19 protein-coding genes and 1 pseudogene are annotated in these 14,645 nt (G+C 40.9%); 4 read left to right on the forward strand and 16 right to left on the reverse strand.

Translation table 11 applies throughout. The features are described from left to right. Positions 1 to 59: 59 nt before the first annotated feature. The 3 genes from HMPREF1019_RS03085 to HMPREF1019_RS03095 are packed head-to-tail and all read right to left on the reverse strand — an operon-like array spanning position 60 to position 2,258. Positions 60 to 449: a hypothetical protein gene (locus HMPREF1019_RS03085; protein WP_009294208.1), complete on the reverse strand. Its 390-nt coding sequence runs from the start codon at positions 447 to 449 to the stop codon at positions 60 to 62. A gap of 26 nt (positions 450 to 475) precedes the next feature. Further along, the gene (locus HMPREF1019_RS03090; protein WP_009294209.1) at positions 476 to 1,396 is read right to left on the reverse strand and encodes a cation diffusion facilitator family transporter; all 921 of its coding nucleotides are present in this window, start codon (positions 1,394 to 1,396) and stop codon (positions 476 to 478) included. Further along, positions 1,386 to 2,258: an ABC transporter six-transmembrane domain-containing protein gene (locus HMPREF1019_RS03095; protein WP_009294210.1), complete on the reverse strand. Its 873-nt coding sequence runs from the start codon at positions 2,256 to 2,258 to the stop codon at positions 1,386 to 1,388. Before HMPREF1019_RS03095 ends, HMPREF1019_RS03090 begins: the two co-directional genes overlap by 11 nt. A gap of 150 nt (positions 2,259 to 2,408) precedes the next feature. Here HMPREF1019_RS03095 and HMPREF1019_RS03100 point away from each other — a divergent pair, with 150 nt between their 5' ends. From HMPREF1019_RS03100 to HMPREF1019_RS03110, 3 genes are all read left to right on the forward strand, one after another. Next, positions 2,409 to 2,783 (forward strand): cupin domain-containing protein, encoded by a 375-nt coding sequence (locus HMPREF1019_RS03100; RefSeq protein WP_009294211.1) that lies wholly within the window; start codon positions 2,409 to 2,411, stop codon positions 2,781 to 2,783. A gap of 28 nt (positions 2,784 to 2,811) precedes the next feature. Then, on the forward strand, positions 2,812 to 3,447 hold the full coding sequence (locus tag HMPREF1019_RS03105) for an NAD(P)-dependent oxidoreductase (protein ID WP_009294212.1): 636 nt from the start codon (positions 2,812 to 2,814) through the stop codon (positions 3,445 to 3,447). A gap of 100 nt (positions 3,448 to 3,547) precedes the next feature. After that, positions 3,548 to 3,961: an Rrf2 family transcriptional regulator gene (locus HMPREF1019_RS03110; protein ID WP_009294213.1), complete on the forward strand. Its 414-nt coding sequence runs from the start codon at positions 3,548 to 3,550 to the stop codon at positions 3,959 to 3,961. 47 nt (positions 3,962 to 4,008) lie between these two features. Here the strand turns inward: HMPREF1019_RS03110 and HMPREF1019_RS10290 are convergent. Both HMPREF1019_RS10290 and HMPREF1019_RS03115 read right to left on the reverse strand, forming a co-directional pair. Further along, positions 4,009 to 4,095, reverse strand: a pseudogene (locus HMPREF1019_RS10290) (hypothetical protein); the annotation flags it as partial. A gap of 206 nt (positions 4,096 to 4,301) precedes the next feature. Next, positions 4,302 to 5,231, reverse strand: a complete 930-nt coding sequence (locus HMPREF1019_RS03115; RefSeq protein ID WP_004317514.1) for a ribose-phosphate pyrophosphokinase — start codon at positions 5,229 to 5,231, stop codon at positions 4,302 to 4,304. Positions 5,232 to 5,404: 173 nt separating this feature from the next. Between HMPREF1019_RS03115 and HMPREF1019_RS03120 the strand changes: the two genes are divergently transcribed. After that, on the forward strand, positions 5,405 to 5,767 hold the full coding sequence (locus HMPREF1019_RS03120; RefSeq protein WP_009294214.1) for a DUF488 domain-containing protein: 363 nt from the start codon (positions 5,405 to 5,407) through the stop codon (positions 5,765 to 5,767). Here HMPREF1019_RS03120 and mnmA read toward each other — a convergent pair. The 11 genes from mnmA to aroQ are packed head-to-tail and all read right to left on the reverse strand — an operon-like array spanning position 5,754 to position 14,586. Then, positions 5,754 to 6,806, reverse strand: coding sequence for a tRNA 2-thiouridine(34) synthase MnmA (mnmA, locus tag HMPREF1019_RS03125; RefSeq protein WP_262359230.1), 1,053 nt, complete (start codon positions 6,804 to 6,806; stop codon positions 5,754 to 5,756). The two genes, HMPREF1019_RS03120 and mnmA, sit on opposite strands and share 14 nt — an antisense overlap. Before the next feature lie 16 nt (positions 6,807 to 6,822). After that, positions 6,823 to 7,413: a TIGR00730 family Rossman fold protein gene (locus tag HMPREF1019_RS03130; protein ID WP_009294216.1), complete on the reverse strand. Its 591-nt coding sequence runs from the start codon at positions 7,411 to 7,413 to the stop codon at positions 6,823 to 6,825. Beyond that, positions 7,413 to 8,261, reverse strand: a complete 849-nt coding sequence (gene fliY, locus HMPREF1019_RS03135) for a flagellar motor switch protein FliY (protein WP_009294217.1) — start codon at positions 8,259 to 8,261, stop codon at positions 7,413 to 7,415. The genes HMPREF1019_RS03130 and fliY overlap by 1 nt, the downstream gene beginning before the upstream one ends. Next, on the reverse strand, positions 8,251 to 9,351 hold the full coding sequence (gene fliM, locus HMPREF1019_RS03140; RefSeq protein ID WP_009294218.1) for a flagellar motor switch protein FliM: 1,101 nt from the start codon (positions 9,349 to 9,351) through the stop codon (positions 8,251 to 8,253). The genes fliY and fliM overlap by 11 nt, the downstream gene beginning before the upstream one ends. Beyond that, positions 9,351 to 10,055, reverse strand: a complete 705-nt coding sequence (locus tag HMPREF1019_RS03145) for an RNA polymerase sigma factor FliA (RefSeq protein ID WP_004317527.1) — start codon at positions 10,053 to 10,055, stop codon at positions 9,351 to 9,353. The genes fliM and HMPREF1019_RS03145 overlap by 1 nt, the downstream gene beginning before the upstream one ends. Continuing rightward, entirely contained in the window at positions 10,027 to 10,371 is a 345-nt protein-coding gene (locus tag HMPREF1019_RS03150; RefSeq protein WP_004317586.1) for a hypothetical protein, read from the reverse strand. Before HMPREF1019_RS03150 ends, HMPREF1019_RS03145 begins: the two co-directional genes overlap by 29 nt. A 13-nt stretch (positions 10,372 to 10,384) precedes the next feature. Continuing rightward, positions 10,385 to 11,251, reverse strand: coding sequence for a P-loop NTPase (locus HMPREF1019_RS03155; protein ID WP_009294219.1), 867 nt, complete (start codon positions 11,249 to 11,251; stop codon positions 10,385 to 10,387). Further along, complete coding sequence (flhF, locus tag HMPREF1019_RS03160) at positions 11,244 to 12,602, reverse strand: flagellar biosynthesis protein FlhF (RefSeq protein WP_009294220.1); 1,359 nt, start codon at positions 12,600 to 12,602, stop codon at positions 11,244 to 11,246. The genes HMPREF1019_RS03155 and flhF overlap by 8 nt, the downstream gene beginning before the upstream one ends. Before the next feature lie 9 nt (positions 12,603 to 12,611). Beyond that, a complete protein-coding gene (folK, locus tag HMPREF1019_RS03165) occupies positions 12,612 to 13,088 on the reverse strand; it encodes a 2-amino-4-hydroxy-6-hydroxymethyldihydropteridine diphosphokinase (protein ID WP_009294221.1) in 477 nt (158 codons plus the stop codon). Continuing rightward, on the reverse strand, positions 13,085 to 14,110 hold the full coding sequence (locus tag HMPREF1019_RS03170) for an aminopeptidase P family protein (protein ID WP_009294222.1): 1,026 nt from the start codon (positions 14,108 to 14,110) through the stop codon (positions 13,085 to 13,087). Before HMPREF1019_RS03170 ends, folK begins: the two co-directional genes overlap by 4 nt. Beyond that, positions 14,107 to 14,586 carry a type II 3-dehydroquinate dehydratase gene (gene aroQ, locus HMPREF1019_RS03175; RefSeq protein ID WP_009294223.1) on the reverse strand — a complete coding sequence of 160 codons (480 nt, stop codon included), beginning with the start codon at positions 14,584 to 14,586 and terminating at the stop codon, positions 14,107 to 14,109. The genes HMPREF1019_RS03170 and aroQ overlap by 4 nt, the downstream gene beginning before the upstream one ends. Between the last annotated feature and the right edge of the window lie 59 nt (positions 14,587 to 14,645).

A 14,645-nucleotide genomic window follows, 5' to 3' on the forward strand; every position in this document is an offset into this window, starting at 1 on the left:
ATAAAAAAAATCGTTAAAGTTGAGTAAAAATGAGTTTGCTAGGCTAGCAAGGCTTAAATTTAAAGCTCAAATTTAGCTCTAAAACTTTTACGCAAAGCGCAGAGCACAACGCAAAGTGAATATAAAAAATAAAGATAAGCAAAAAGCGGCAAAAAAGCTAAAAAAGCTGAAGCATAAACTAAAGCACTAAGCCCGTATGTCGCATTTGCAAGCGCTGGCACGTGATAAGTCCAAAGCTCTGGTTGATCAAACGGAGCGTCTATAGCATTAAAATATAGAGCAAAATTTAACGCCAGCAACAAAACAAATATATAGTCCTTTTTCATACAAAATAGAGCGCAGATCAAGGCTACTGCAAAATTTACCGCGATAAGATGGGTTATATCAATAAAAACACAAAGCAAACCCATGGCCACGACTACTAGATATTCATTTTTTATGCGAAACATTAAATTTAAACCTTTTGCGTCAAATTTTAGTGATGATGCCCAAAGTGCTCGTCTTTATGCTCGCTTTTTAGCTCGCAGATGAGATCGTCTTTATGTCCAAGGCTCTCGCTCTCAAACTGAAGCGTGACGTGACCGATGCCAACGTGAGAAAGCTCGTGTTCGATGCGCTTTATCATCTTTGAAATTTCAGCCACGCTTAACGCATCATCCACCACCACGTGGGCTATGAGTGCATTTGTGCCAGCATTTATCGCCCAGATATGCAGGTCATGCACGATTTTAACGCCATCTACACCCTTTATAACGCCTAAAATTTCGTCCGTATCAAGCTTAAGCGGCACGGCTTCGATCAGGATATTAAAGCTATCTTTTAGCAAGCTAGCGCCACTTTTTATGATGAGTAGCGAGACAAAGATACTTGCGATGCTATCGGCCTGCGTGAAGTTAAATTTCATCACAAGAAGCGCTGCGACGATAGCGCCAACCGAGCCAAGCGTGTCGCCAAGCACGTGCAAATAAGCACCTTTCATATTTAAATTTTCTTTTGTATCAGCGCTTTTGTGCATATAAACGGCCACGACTAAATTTACCACAAGCCCCAAAATGCTAACAAAAAGCATCGTCTCAGCTTTGATCTCTGGCTCGTTAAAAAGTCTGATGATAGCTTCTACTATGACAAAAACAGCAAGTGCGATAAGAGCGATGGCATTTATAAAAGCGGCGATGATCTCGACCCTTTTGTAGCCAAAGGTCTTTTGTAAATTTGCCCTTTTTTCTGCGATCTTAAAAGCGACCAGTGACAAAAAGAGAGCCGCAGCGTCTGAGAGCATGTGAAATGCGTCGCTAATAAGCGCAAGCGAGTTTGAAACGAAGCCAAAAACGGCCTCAACTATCATAAACGTGAAAATTAGAAAAAATGAATTTCTAAGAACGCTCTTATTGTGCATTATTGTCCTTCTTTTCGGCGTCGATCCTCTTGCCGATATCTTTTAAATTTGAAAATTCCTCGATGAGTTTTGGCGAGTCGTCAAGGCTGATGACGAAATTCCATATATAGGTCATCACAGAGTAGATGTGGCCGGCATTTGTCTGCTGCGAGCTTAGCACTATTATCGCCACCAAAAAGAGTAGCGAAGCGCTAATGCCGATGATAAAATAGCTCATCGCCTCTCTATTTGAGATCGCTATACGAAATTTAGAAACGACATCGTAGTGCCTATTTAGCGTGCTTTTGTTAAAAATACCTATCACCTTTGCCTCTTTTTCTAGGCGGTCATTTAAGCGAAGATAAAGGTCGTCGTTTTTCTTGATATATCTTGGTAAAAATATAAGAAAAAAGGTCATCACGGCAAAGCACGCCACAGCGACCTTTGGCTCGACAAAGATGAGCATAAACGCTGAGCCAATGATCGAAATGACCGATGTAAAAAACATAGGAAAATGCGTCTCAAAGAAATTTACAAACTCTCGCGAGAGCGCTACTCTAGCGATGATGGCGGAGTCGTCTTTGGCATTTTGTTTTTCATTCATGATGACATTTACAGCAAGCTTTGCGTAGATATTTGCAAAAACTTGCGTATCCACGCGGCGCCTAATGGCTCCTACAAGCCACGCTATGAGTACAAAAAGTGCGTAAATGAGGGCATTTAGCGTATTTCCTTGCATGATTGCGTTGATCGCAAAGCCTGCAAATATCGGATAAGCTAGAAAAAGTCCGTTCTCTGCTAGCACCAAAGTAAAGGTCAAAATGAGCTTTTTGTTATGCTCGGTCGCTATGCTCTTTAGCGTTTTAAAGGCGTTATTTTGCAAATTTACTCCTAAAAATTCTGCGAATTTTAGCTCAAATTTATAAATTTTGAAAAATTTTTGTTGTAACTCTTGACATTACAACAAAAAATCACTATACTTCGCTCATCGGTTGTAAGAAAAAAGATTACAACAAAAAACAAGGAGGACAAAATGAAAAATTATCAGGTTGCAAAGATCGCAAATGCGCCAAGAGTCGAGCTAAAAGAGGCTTTAAATTTAACTGGCTGTGAAGTATCTATAAACGAGCTTTCAGCAAATGTGAGCGTGCCATTTGTCCATGCGCACAAGCAAAACGAGGAGCTTTACATCATCACTGATGGCGATGGCGAGCTCTTCATCGATGGCGAAGTGATAAAAGTAAGCAAAGGCGACGCGGTGCGCATAGATCCAGATGGCAAAAGGTGCTTTAGGGCTGGCAAAAACGGTATCAAAATGATCTGCATCCAGACAAAACGCGGTAGCCTAGAGCAATACACCATGACTGACGGCGTGATAGTTGAAGACGTAAAGCCAAGCTGGCTGTAAATTTAAAAAGAAATTTAAAGGAGAAACAATGAAAATAGCAATTATAGGTGCAAACGGCAAAAGCGGCGTAAATTTAGTAAATGAGGCACTAAAACAAGGTTACGACGTCACAGCGATCGTTAGAAACAAAGAGTATAAAAACGAAGGCGTAAAGGTCGTTTACAAAGATATTTTCGGGCTTACAAAGGCCGATCTAGCCGGCTTTGACGCGGTTATCAGCGCATTTGCAGCATGGAGCGAAGAGACTTTCCCACTTCACAAAAAAGTGGCCGCCCACCTAGTAAATTTACTAGAAGGCACTAGCACAAGGCTCATCGTAGTTGGCGGTGCTGGCACGTTATTTGTTGATAGCAAAGGCACTATGCTCATGGACACCCCAGACTTCCCAGCAGCATATATGGGCGTGGCAAAGGCGACGGCGGAGTCATATTTTGAGCTAAAAGGTAGCACAAATGTGCTTTGGACGTATGTAAGTCCAGCAGGCGACTACGACGCAAACGGCGCTCGCACGGTCAAATACGTGCTTGGCGGGGATGATCTCATACTAAACTCAAAAAATGAGAGCTACATAAGCTACGCAGACCTTGCGCTTTCGATCATTGACGAGCTAAAAAACAAGAAATTTATCCAAAAGCGCTTTACCGCCGTCGGCGAGAGAGCTTGAGTTTATAAATTTGACAGCTGGCGAAGGCTCGTAAGTCAAATTTAGCTGGCTGTCTTTGGCAGAAAATTTAAGTATAATCACGAAAAATTTAAGGACGATCATGCAAGTTGGCATTAAATTTTCAACTGCGATACACGCGCTTTTGTGTGCTAAATTTTTTGAAAACGAAAAGGTTACAAGCGAATTTATAGCTGGCAGCATAAACACAAACCCAGTTATCGTTAGGCGCCTACTTGGCACTCTAAAGGCTGCAGGGCTCGTAAATGTCGCAGCTGGAGTTGGTGGGGTGAGCCTTGCAAAAGAGCCAAAAGATATAAATTTACTTGAAATTTTTAACGCAGTAAATGATAAAGAAAAACTTTTTAAAATTCACTCTGACTCACCAAAAGCCTGCCCAGTTGGCAGTAGGATAGAAGAGCTTTTGTCTGGGCACTTTTTAAGAGCACAAACTGCCCTAGAAAATGAGCTAAAAAGTGTTACTTTGCAAGACTTGCTAGACGAACTTGCAAGATAAATTTAGGCTAGAGCTTGATCTTTTCTAGCCAAAAATAAATTTACAAACTACTCTTGCATCGCAATCCATTTTTGTGCGATCCTGACGGCATTTGTCGCAGCTCCCACACGGATCTGATCGGCACTGCACCTTAATTACGGCTTATTTAAATTTTAGTAGCTAGCATGTAGAAATTTAGCGGCGAGATTTCATTGTGATTTGTATTTATTTGACTTTAAATTTAGGCTTGTTACAAACAGGATTTTAAGTCTTTTGGGCTAGAAATTTAACCCAAAAGATAAATATCGATTAGCCAAAATGGATAAATTTAGCAGGCTAACGCTTTAGCCTGCAATGGTTACTAAAATAAGCTATTTACGCTTTCGTTGTGATAAACACGGCGTATCACTTCGCCAAAGAGTGAAGCTGTGCTTAGCACTTTTATACAAGGGAGTTCTTCTTTTAACGGGATCGTATCAGTCACTACTAACTCGTCTAAAAAGCCAAGTTTTAACCTATCATAGGCTGGTCCGCTAAGCACCGGATGCGTGCAAAACGCCATTACGCTAGTTGCGCCACGCTCTTTGAAAATTTCAGCTGCTTTTACGATGGTGCCAGCGGTGTCGATCATATCATCGACCAAGATCACATCTTTGCCTTTAACATCGCCGATCACGTTCATAACTTCGCTCTCATTTGCTTTCTCGCGGCGTTTATCAACGATGACCATATCTAATAAATTTAGATTTTTTGCCAAGGCTCTAGCACGAGCCACGCCGCCTACATCTGGGCTTGCGACGACTGGATTTGGTAAATTTTTAGCTTTTACGTAGTCGTTAAAGATGATGCTGCCATAAAGGTTATCTACTGGGATATCGAAAAATCCTTGAATTTGTCCTGCGTGAAGGTCCATCGTCACGACCCTGTCGATGCCTGCTGTTTGCATCATATTTGCCACAAGTTTTGCAGTGATAGGCACTCTAGGGGCTGCTTTTCTGTCTTGTCTAGCGTAGCCAAAATACGGCACTATCGCTGTTATAGAGCTTGCACTGCTGCGTTTTAAAGCGTCAGTTAAAATAAGAAGCTCCATTAAATTTATATTTGCTGGGGCACATGTTGGCTGGATGACAAAAACATCTTTCCCACGCACGCTTTCGCCGATCTGCACGCTGATCTCACCATCGCTAAATCTTTTAATGCTAGCTTCACTGAGTGGAAGCGACAAATATTGCGAAATTTTCTTCGAAAGCTCGATATTTGCGGTGCCTGAGAAAATTTTATAGCCTCTCATAATAGTAACCTTTTTTAGTGATTTTTATGTTGTGATTTTATCAAAATGAGCTTTAAATTTAAATTTATTTACCAACTATTTTTAGTCAAATTTTCTACTCCAAAAGCCAAAATTTACACCAAATTTTTAAACCATTTTACATTTGTAAATTTATAAGGACTAAGATAACAAACATGTTTAAGATATGTAGAATTTACGACTTTATTAAAAGCGACGACGAGAGTTTTAAAGGTGTCTTTATCGATAGACTTTATCCTAGAGGCGTGAAAAAAGAGATCTTTTCTAGCTTCATCTGGCTAAAATCAGTCACTCCGTCAAACGAGCTAAGGTCATGGTTTCATGAAGATAAAGAGGCTAGGTTTGATGAGTTTTGCAAAAGATTTAGGCAAGAGCTAAATGGCAAAGAGGAGCAAGAGGGGCTAAAAGAGCTTAAAAAGCTAGAAAAAGAGTATAAAAACGTGGCGCTTCTGACCGCTGTCAAAGAGCCAGAATTTAGCCACGTTAAGGTGATAAAAGAGGCGCTTAGCTCTTTATAAAGCCACTTGCGATGACGCGATCACCATCATACATCACGCAAAGCTGACCTTGAGCTACGCCAAGTGCGTTTTGATTTAGCGTTAGCTTTGCGGTTTTGTTAGCTTTATCAACCTCTACAAAAGCCTCAAGTTTAGGGCTTCTATACCTTATCTTTGTTTCGCACTCAAATTTATCTTCATCGATAAATAAATTTACATTTTCAAGCTCGACCACCTTTTGAGCAAGGTCGTCCTTCGTGCCGACAACGATCTCGTTTTTTTCGGCATTTATCTTGATGACAAAGTGTGGCTCATGAGCACCAAAAACCTCAAAGCCACGGCGTTTGCCGATAGTGTAGTGCATGTAGCCTTGGTGGCGGCCGATGATATTGCCGTCTTTACCCACCACATTGCCTGGTAAATTTGTGTTGTAGTGCTTATTTAAAACCTCTATGTAAGTATTTTCCACAAAGCAAATTTCACTGCTTTCTGCCTGCGTAGCGAACTCTTCAAGCACTTTTACGCCTCTTGCTAGCTCTTTTATATCTTTTTTAAATTTATCTCCAAGTGGGAAAATGACATCTTTTAGCACCTCTTTTGGCACCTGAGCTAAAAAGTAGCTTTGATCCTTGCTAGGATCTTTGGCGCAGGTTATAAAACCATCAACCACCTGCACGTAGTGCCCAGTAGCAAGCTTCTCGCAGCCATTTGCCTTTGCAAAGTCAAGTAGTGCACCAAGCTTTATAAATTTATTACACAAGGCGCAAGGATTGGGCGTTTTGCCCTCTTTGTAGAGCCTGACAAATGGGTCATAGACATATTCATTAAATTTATCCTGCAGATCGAGTATATGCACCTTTATGCCAAGATATTCGCCCACTTTTTTGACTTTTCTGATGTTTTCTTCGTGGTATCCTGGCTTTTGATGAAGCATCATGTAGCAGCCTTGCACCTCATGTCCAGCCTCTTGCAGAAATTTAGCCGTCATCGTGCTATCTATGCCGCCGCTCATTGCAACCATTATTTTCATATTTTTACCTTTTTTAAATTTAAAGGCGATATTTTATATCTTATTTTTAAATAGCCAAAATTTCGTTTACGATAAGCTCTAGATCATCGGTGATTTTATATAAATTTAGATCTTCTTCATTTATCGTTTTTTGAGGGATTAGCGTCTTTTGTATAAACTCATCAAGCCCTTGCCAAAACTCGCATCCATAAAGAAAAATTTTCACTTTTTTGCTGCCAACATGAGCAAGTACCAAAATTTCAAATAGCTCATCAAGTGTGCCAAAGCCACCAGGGAAGACGACAAATGCGATAGAGCTATCAGTTAGGGCAAATTTTCTTGGGCTTAAATTTGAAAAGAGATATTTTGCGGTGACGTATGGATTTGTTTGTTGTTCAAACGGCAGCCTCACGTTTAGTGCGACGCTAGGGGACTTTGCGCTATCAAATGCACCCTTGTTTGCCGCTCTCATTATGCCATCTCCTCCGCCAGTTAAGATAGCAAAACCTAGCTCATTTAGCTTGTAAGCTAGCTCGTATGCCTTTTTGCAGTAGAAATTTTCTTCATCAAATCTAGCCGAGCCAAAGAAAGTTACATTTTTATTTTTATACTTTAAAACGCTTGGAAATTTTAAGAGATCATTTACTAATTCATTCATTATTTTAACTGCTGAAGCCTCTCGCGTTTTGAGCCTATCTGCGTGATCTGGATGCCAAAGTTACCGTCTATTATAACCACTTCGCCAAGGGCTATCACCTTATCTCCTATCAAAATTTCAAGCGGGTCGTTTGCTAGCTGATTTAGCTCGATGACTGAGCCTATATCCATAGTGAGTACATCTTTTAAGAGCATCCTTTTTGAGCCGATACGAACGCGAATAGGTAGCCTAACATCCATAATAAGGCCGATATTTCTCATCTCTTCTGCGCTAAATTCATTTTTGGAGTTATGAGGTGTGCTAACAGGCGCTGCTGGTGCTTCAGCTTTAGTTGGTTCAAAAAATCTCATCAGCGCATGATCGCAAGCAAAGCCAATATGCTCGTTTAGATCCTCTATCTTTACGTTAAATAAAAAAAGCTTTTCATAAACACTAAAATCAAGAGGGGAATTCTCATCTAAGAAATTTACATTTATCACCTCAAAGTTGATTTTTGGCATACCTTTTTGCGCACCAAGAGAGGTGCTAAAGGCGCTAAAGAGGTTTGAAAAGATCTCTTTAGCAGCGTCAAGCTCGTCATTTCCAAGATTTTCATTACGTGAGATTTCCTCTTCGCCCATCATCCATTCGCTAACAGCGCTTATGAGCACTGGCGTACATACGATCTCAACTTTAGCACTAATGTCACCGCTTAAAGCTACACTAGCCATGACAACTGGTGGCTTTATGCCATTTTGCGTAGGAGCATCAAATTCATTTCTCTCTCCAATCTCTGGCGCTCTACCAGTTAGCCCTTCAATGGTCGCTTTCAATTCATTGGAGAATATATTAAAAAATTCATTCATCATATTCTTCGGTCTCTTCTTCCATATTGTGTTCGTTAGCTTCGTAAGCCATTAGTTTCGCTTTTCGCTCTTCTTCGTATTTTTCTAGAATATTTTTAATCTCATCTTTATCAGAGCGTATTAGCTGTTCGATTCTTATCGACTTCCTAAATCTATGAAGTCCAACTTCAGCCAAAAATACCTCTTTTTTATCAATGCAAACGATCGCCTTATCATCAGCACCTCTATCAAGCCTTAAGATATCACCCTCTTTTAAATTTAAAAACTCATTTACACTAACGATTGATTTTCCTAATATCGCCTCATATAAAATTTCAGCTCTTCCAATAAGCGTTTTTAACTCTTTATTTCTACTCTTCTTAGCACTAGTTTCACCAAGCATGATGTCCCTGTTCGCAAGGCGCGAGAGAATCGGTTCTAGGTAGATGACCGGATAGCATAAATTTATCATACCGCTTGAGTTACCAACGATAATCTCCATGACGACCATGATAACGATCTCATTTTGAGAGACGATTTGAACGACATTTGGGCTACTCTCTTTTGCCTCGACGTTTGGATACATATCAGTTATCATCGCCCAACTCTCTTTTAAGCGCTGCATGATCATCCTAAGCACTGCATCAAGCAAATTTACCTCGATGTCAGTCAATTCTCTATTTGTTTCAAAATTCTCACCAGTTCCGCCAAGCAAGCGGTCTATCATAGGAAATGCAATACTTGGGTTTATCTCCAAAACACAGTTGCCATCAAGCGGCTTTATAGAAAAGACGTTAAAGCTAGTTGGACTTGGCAAACTCATCAAAAACTCGCCATATGTCATCTGATCGACGCTGTGAAGCCTAATCTCAACAATACTTCTCATTACGCTTGAAATTTGACTAGCCAAATTTCTAGCAAGCTTATCATGGATGCCTTTTATCGCACGGAGCTGCTCTTTACTGACGCGGTTTGGGCGTTTAAAATCATAAACGATAATCTGTCTTTGCTCACTTTGTGGGCTCTCTTCTATCTCGATATTGCTCGTATCGCCGTCTTCATCGACGACTTCAAGTAGCGCATCTATCTCTTCTTGACTTAAAATATCAGCCATTAAACCCCCAAGCTGCGTCTGATGCGATCAAGCAAACGTTTATGAATTTGTGAAATTCTACTCTCGCTGATGTTCATTATCTCGCTGATCTCTTTTAAATTTAGCTCTTCGTAGTAGTAAAGCTGGACGATCATCTGATCACGCTCGTCAAAGTCTTTTAGCGCACTTTCGATCTTTAAGATAAGATCCTCTTTTTCTACGCTTTTTTCAACATCGCTTTGACCGATTAGCTCCATTTGCTCATCTATTGGCAAGATGGTGATTATACCGCTAACACCCCTTGCCTCTCTTATCTTTTCGATATCTTCATTTAGTTTTTCAGCCAGATACTCGTCGCTTGGCTCTTCTTCGTGCGTGTTAAAGTAGTTATCTATCTCGGTATTTATGCTCTTTACTAGCTTTCTATCGCTTCTACTAACGACATCAAGTGCTCTTAGGTAGTCAAGCATCGAGCCATAAATTCTCTTTTTGCCATATCCCCAAAATGAGTCGTTTTGCTCTTTGTCATACTTCCTGCTAAGCTTTATCATCTCCTCGACACCAACGCTTATAAGGTCATTTACGTCAATACTTGAAGGCAAGCGCTCCTTTAGCCTAAACGCCATCGCACGCAGAGCTGGCATGTATTTTAAGACGATCTCGTCTTGCTCTTTTTTAATGGTGCTTTTATAAGCATTAAGCTGCTTTTGCTTTAGTTCGTACATTTTGCTTACCAGAGTCTAAATTTTCGGTGGTTACTTTTAGCATGATATTTTCCATCCGTTTTTCCCTAACGTTTAGCTCAGAGATGAGATAGTCTGCGATCTCCTCATGTCTTTGATTGTCAAAAAATTTCTTCAAAGTCCTTTTTACATCGACGTAGTTCATTATCACGATGTGAATTATAAGGTAAAAAAATAAAGTAATAACTAGCGTATAAACAAGCATTTCGATAGGCTCACTCACCTTTAGTAAGGTAAAAACTATGCCTATGAAAAATCCACAAACCGTAAAAAATGCTATAAAATTTTCTGCACGCAAAGCTCAATCTCCATTAAAATTGTTCTATCAAACGCTTAAAGAAGCCCCCAAAGCTCCTGCTTTGCTCATCTTTAAGCACTTTTCGTTCCAACCTATAAAGCAAATTCGAAGCGATCTGCTTGATCTGCACGCTAGCAGAGCCGTAAGCTTCGTCATCTGTAAAGAGTGTCCTTTGCTTTATGCTCCTTGCCACGCTCTTATCAGAAGCTACGTAGCCAATTAGATCTAAATTTAAGCTTGGTCCGATATTTGCATTTGCCACTCGCTTTACATTTTCATAAATTCTAGTAGCCTCAGCCTCGTTTTTTACCATATTTAGTAGCAAAAGCTCGTTATTTTTAAACCTTGAAACGATCTTTATGACAGCGTATGCATCGGTTATCGCCGCAGGGTCAGGCACAGTCACCACGACAACCTCATCAGCCGCCTCTAAAAAGAGCTGCGTGCTGCCGCCTATGCCAGCACCAGTGTCGATGATCAAAAAGTCAAGCTGATCAAGCTCGCTCGCCTCATCTAAAAATCTCTCAAATAAAAATTGATTATTAAATTTCAAAATTTCATCACCGCTCTCGCCAGGGATGAGGATGAGATTTTTATTTATAGGTATCAAGATATCTTTTAAGCTGCACTCGCCTTTTAGCACGTGAAGCAGGTTTTTGCCCATTTTGACATTAAGGATGACATCAAGGTTTGCAAGGCCGATATCAGCGTCAAAAAGCCCTACTTTATAGCCATTTTGCGACAAGACATTTGCCAAATTTGCACTTATCGTGCTCTTGCCAACGCCGCCTTTGCCGCTTGTAATCGCTATAAAATGCGTATTTTTAGCCTTATTTTGAGACTGGACCAAATTTTGTAGTTTTTGCGCTTGGTTATTCATCGCTAGCCTTTTGCTTTGTAAAGCCGTCAAACACGCACTCTACTAAAAATTCGCTCTTTGCCTCCATAAGATCATCAGGCACCTCTTGACCCACGCTAAAGTAGCTAACTGGCGTATTTGTCTCATATATCAGCGAAAAGACGTTGCCAAAAATTTTAGTCTCGTCAAATTTTGTGATTATTAAAGTGTCGATCTCTAAAAATGAAAATCCATTATAAATTTCTATCAGATCCTCGACCTTTGAGCCAGCCGAAAGGACTAAATTTACATCGATTTTTGCGCCGCTATGCTTTAAAAATTTATCAAGTCTTTCAAGTTTTTCTTTGTCATACTGCGAATTTCCAGTGGTGTCAATTAGTATCACATCACAGTAGCTAAGCTGCTTTATGGCGTTTTGAAAGTCCTCGACCTCTATGACGTCAAGGATCGGCAGCTTCATCATCTTAGCGTATTGAAATAGCTGCTCGACCGCTCCGATACGATATGTATCAAGCGTGATGATGCCCGTTTTATAGCGCTTTTCATTGCCGTATGCAAAACGAGCCGCAAGCTTTGCAAGAGTCGTTGTCTTACCAACTCCAGTTGGGCCAACTAGCATCATTATGCGCTGTTTTTTATCACTTAGCTCTTTTCTGCAAGGCAGCATATTTCGCAAAAGTGAGTAAAAGTACCTTTTTACCGCTGTTGGGTTACTTTTCATAGAAACTGGCAAATTTTCAAGCGTCGTTTGCATGATCGCCTCTAGATGCTCCTCTTTCATGCCGCTTTGTTTTGCGAGCTTGTAGATGCTAGCAAACTCTGGCGGGATCGAGAGATTGTTGCGATTTGGGGCTTTTTCGTCCCAGATCATGTCAGTTATCAGCCCTATTTTCTCGCTTAGCACGCTTACTTGCTTTGCCACGTCGTCTATTTTTTTATTCATGCCATTTGTATTTGGCTCTTTTACCTCGTTCATATCTACATTTGCGATCGCGCTTATCTCTTTTGCGACGTCTGAGATATTTAAAAGCACGCTCTCATTTGGATCGTAAGGCTCAGGCGACGTCGTCTTTGCCTCAAATTTAGCAGGCTCCTCTTTTATCTCAAATTTTGGCTTTGGCGGCTCGTAGTTTTTGCTAAATTTAGAGTAGGCATTTTCATAGTTTATTGCTTTTACATTTGGTTTTGGCGGCTGTTTTACATCGTCCTCTTCGACGCTTACTAAAATTTCATAAAGCGGCTTTTTGTTTATCGTTTTGGCTTGAATTTGCTTTGTGGTGACGAGTATGGCCTTCTCGCCGCACGCTTCTTGAGCCTTTTTCAAAGCCTCGATGGTGCTCTCGCCTGTAAAAGTATGAAATTTTGTAGCCATTTATATCCTTTAACCTCTCATAAGCCCTAGTGGCACGATCACGCTAAGCCTCTTGCTAGCCCCTGGGTGCGGGACGATAAGGCGCGGCGTCTTATAGACTTTTTTACTAAAATACAAAATATCCAGATCAAGCGTGCGTGGCGCATTTTTAAACGTCCTCACGCGCTTAAATTTACTCTCATAGTGCCCTAAAATTTTTAGCAAATTTCTAGGGCTCACAGATGTTTGTAAATTTATAACAGCGTTACTAAAATCATCCTGCGCTTCGTAGCCAAACGCCGCATTTATAAGGATCGGCGAAACTTCAACCACGTGAAAACGCCTATCTTCACTAATCGCTCTTATAAATTTATCAAACCTCTTTGCGCTATCGCCGATGTTGCCACCCATGCCAACTAGCGCCTCATACTTAAACTCATCTCTTTTTTCAAAAAAACTAGGGCAAAAACGGCTTTTTACGATCTTTCTTGCTCCAGTTAGCCTCATAAAATCTCGCACCCACCTTCTCTTGCGACCACCACGTCCTCGATGCGCACGCCAAATTCATTTTCTAGATAAATTCCAGGCTCAACGCTAAAGACCATGCCCTCTTTTATGAGCGTTTCGCTCCTTGCTGAGATGACTGGAAGCTCGTGTATATCGACGCCCACGCCGTGTCCTGTCGAGTGAAAAAAGGCCTTTTCATATCCAGCCTTTGCTATCACGCTTCTTGCTGCAAGGTCTATCTCGCACGCCCTAATGCCAGCTCTAGCGACCTTTATCGCAGCAGCCTGAGCCTCTTTTACGATCTCGTAAATTTCTTGCATTTTGGCGTTTTTAAATTTCTGCTCCTTTGAAAAATTAAAATTTTCATCAAAGCAAGCAGTTCTGGTGCGATCAGAGCAGTAACGCTTAAATTTAACCCCAGCGTCAAGTAGCAGCAAATCGCCCCTTTTTAAAATTTTATCCCCAGGCAGCGCGTGCGCCTTTGCGGCATTTTCATTTATCGCCACGATCGGATCAAAGCTAAGACCTAGCTCGTTTTTTTGCCTAAAGATGAGCGAGGCGTTAAAATGAAGCTCTTTTTCGCTCATCCCTTCGCCATTTTCACGCACAAATTTAGCAAATTCATCAAAGCATTTTGCTCCAAATTCGCTAGCTCTTTTTAAAATTTTTATCTCATCTTCGCTTTTACAAATTCTCTTTAGTCTAGAGAAATTTGCCTTTGGCTTGAAATTTATCCTAAAGCCCTTGCTAAGCGCGTTAAACTCGCTGATACTTAGCTCGTCAGGGTTAAAAACAAGGCTTTTTGGCTTCATTTTTCTTAAAAATGCCCTAACCTCACTTATTAAATTTCTCTGCGCCAAAAGAACGACCACGCCAGCATTTACGCAGCTTTTTGCCTCGAAATAATACCTCGCGTCCGTGAAAAAGTATTTCACCCCATCAAGGCATAGCAAAAACTCATTGTCGCAGCTGTAACCACACTCGTAAAATACGGCGTTTTCGTCCTTTAAGATGAAATTCATTGTGCGTTTTGATTTGCTCTTACTGCTTTGATTTGCTCAAAAATTTGAAGCATGCCTATCATCGCCAAATGATAGCCAACTGGTCCAAAGCCCACGATCTGGCCTGCAGCAACTGGCGCGATAAGGCTTTTGTGACGGAACTCTTCTCTTCTATAAACGTTGCTGATATGCACCTCGATAACCGGAAGCGCAACCGCACTTAGTGCGTCACGGATAGCGATAGAGGTGTGAGTATAGGCAGCTGGATTTATGATGATGCCGTCAGCATCGCCCAAGCACTCTTGGATCTTATCGACTAGTTCGCCCTCAAGGTTGCTTTGAAAAAACTCGATCTCAACGTCATTTTGATCGGCAACGATCTTCATTTGAGAGTGGATATCCTCCATCTTCATAACGCCGTAAATTCCTGGCTCTCTAGCGCCAAGCATGTTGATATTTGGGCCTTGGATAACCATTATTTTTAGCTTCTTATCCATGTCACTCCTTTTTGATTAAATAGCCCAAATTATACATTTTCGTTCCTAAATTTTCGCTA

Source organism: Campylobacter sp. 10_1_50, assembly GCF_000238755.1.
Lineage (GTDB): Bacteria > Campylobacterota > Campylobacteria > Campylobacterales > Campylobacteraceae > Campylobacter_A > Campylobacter_A concisus_R.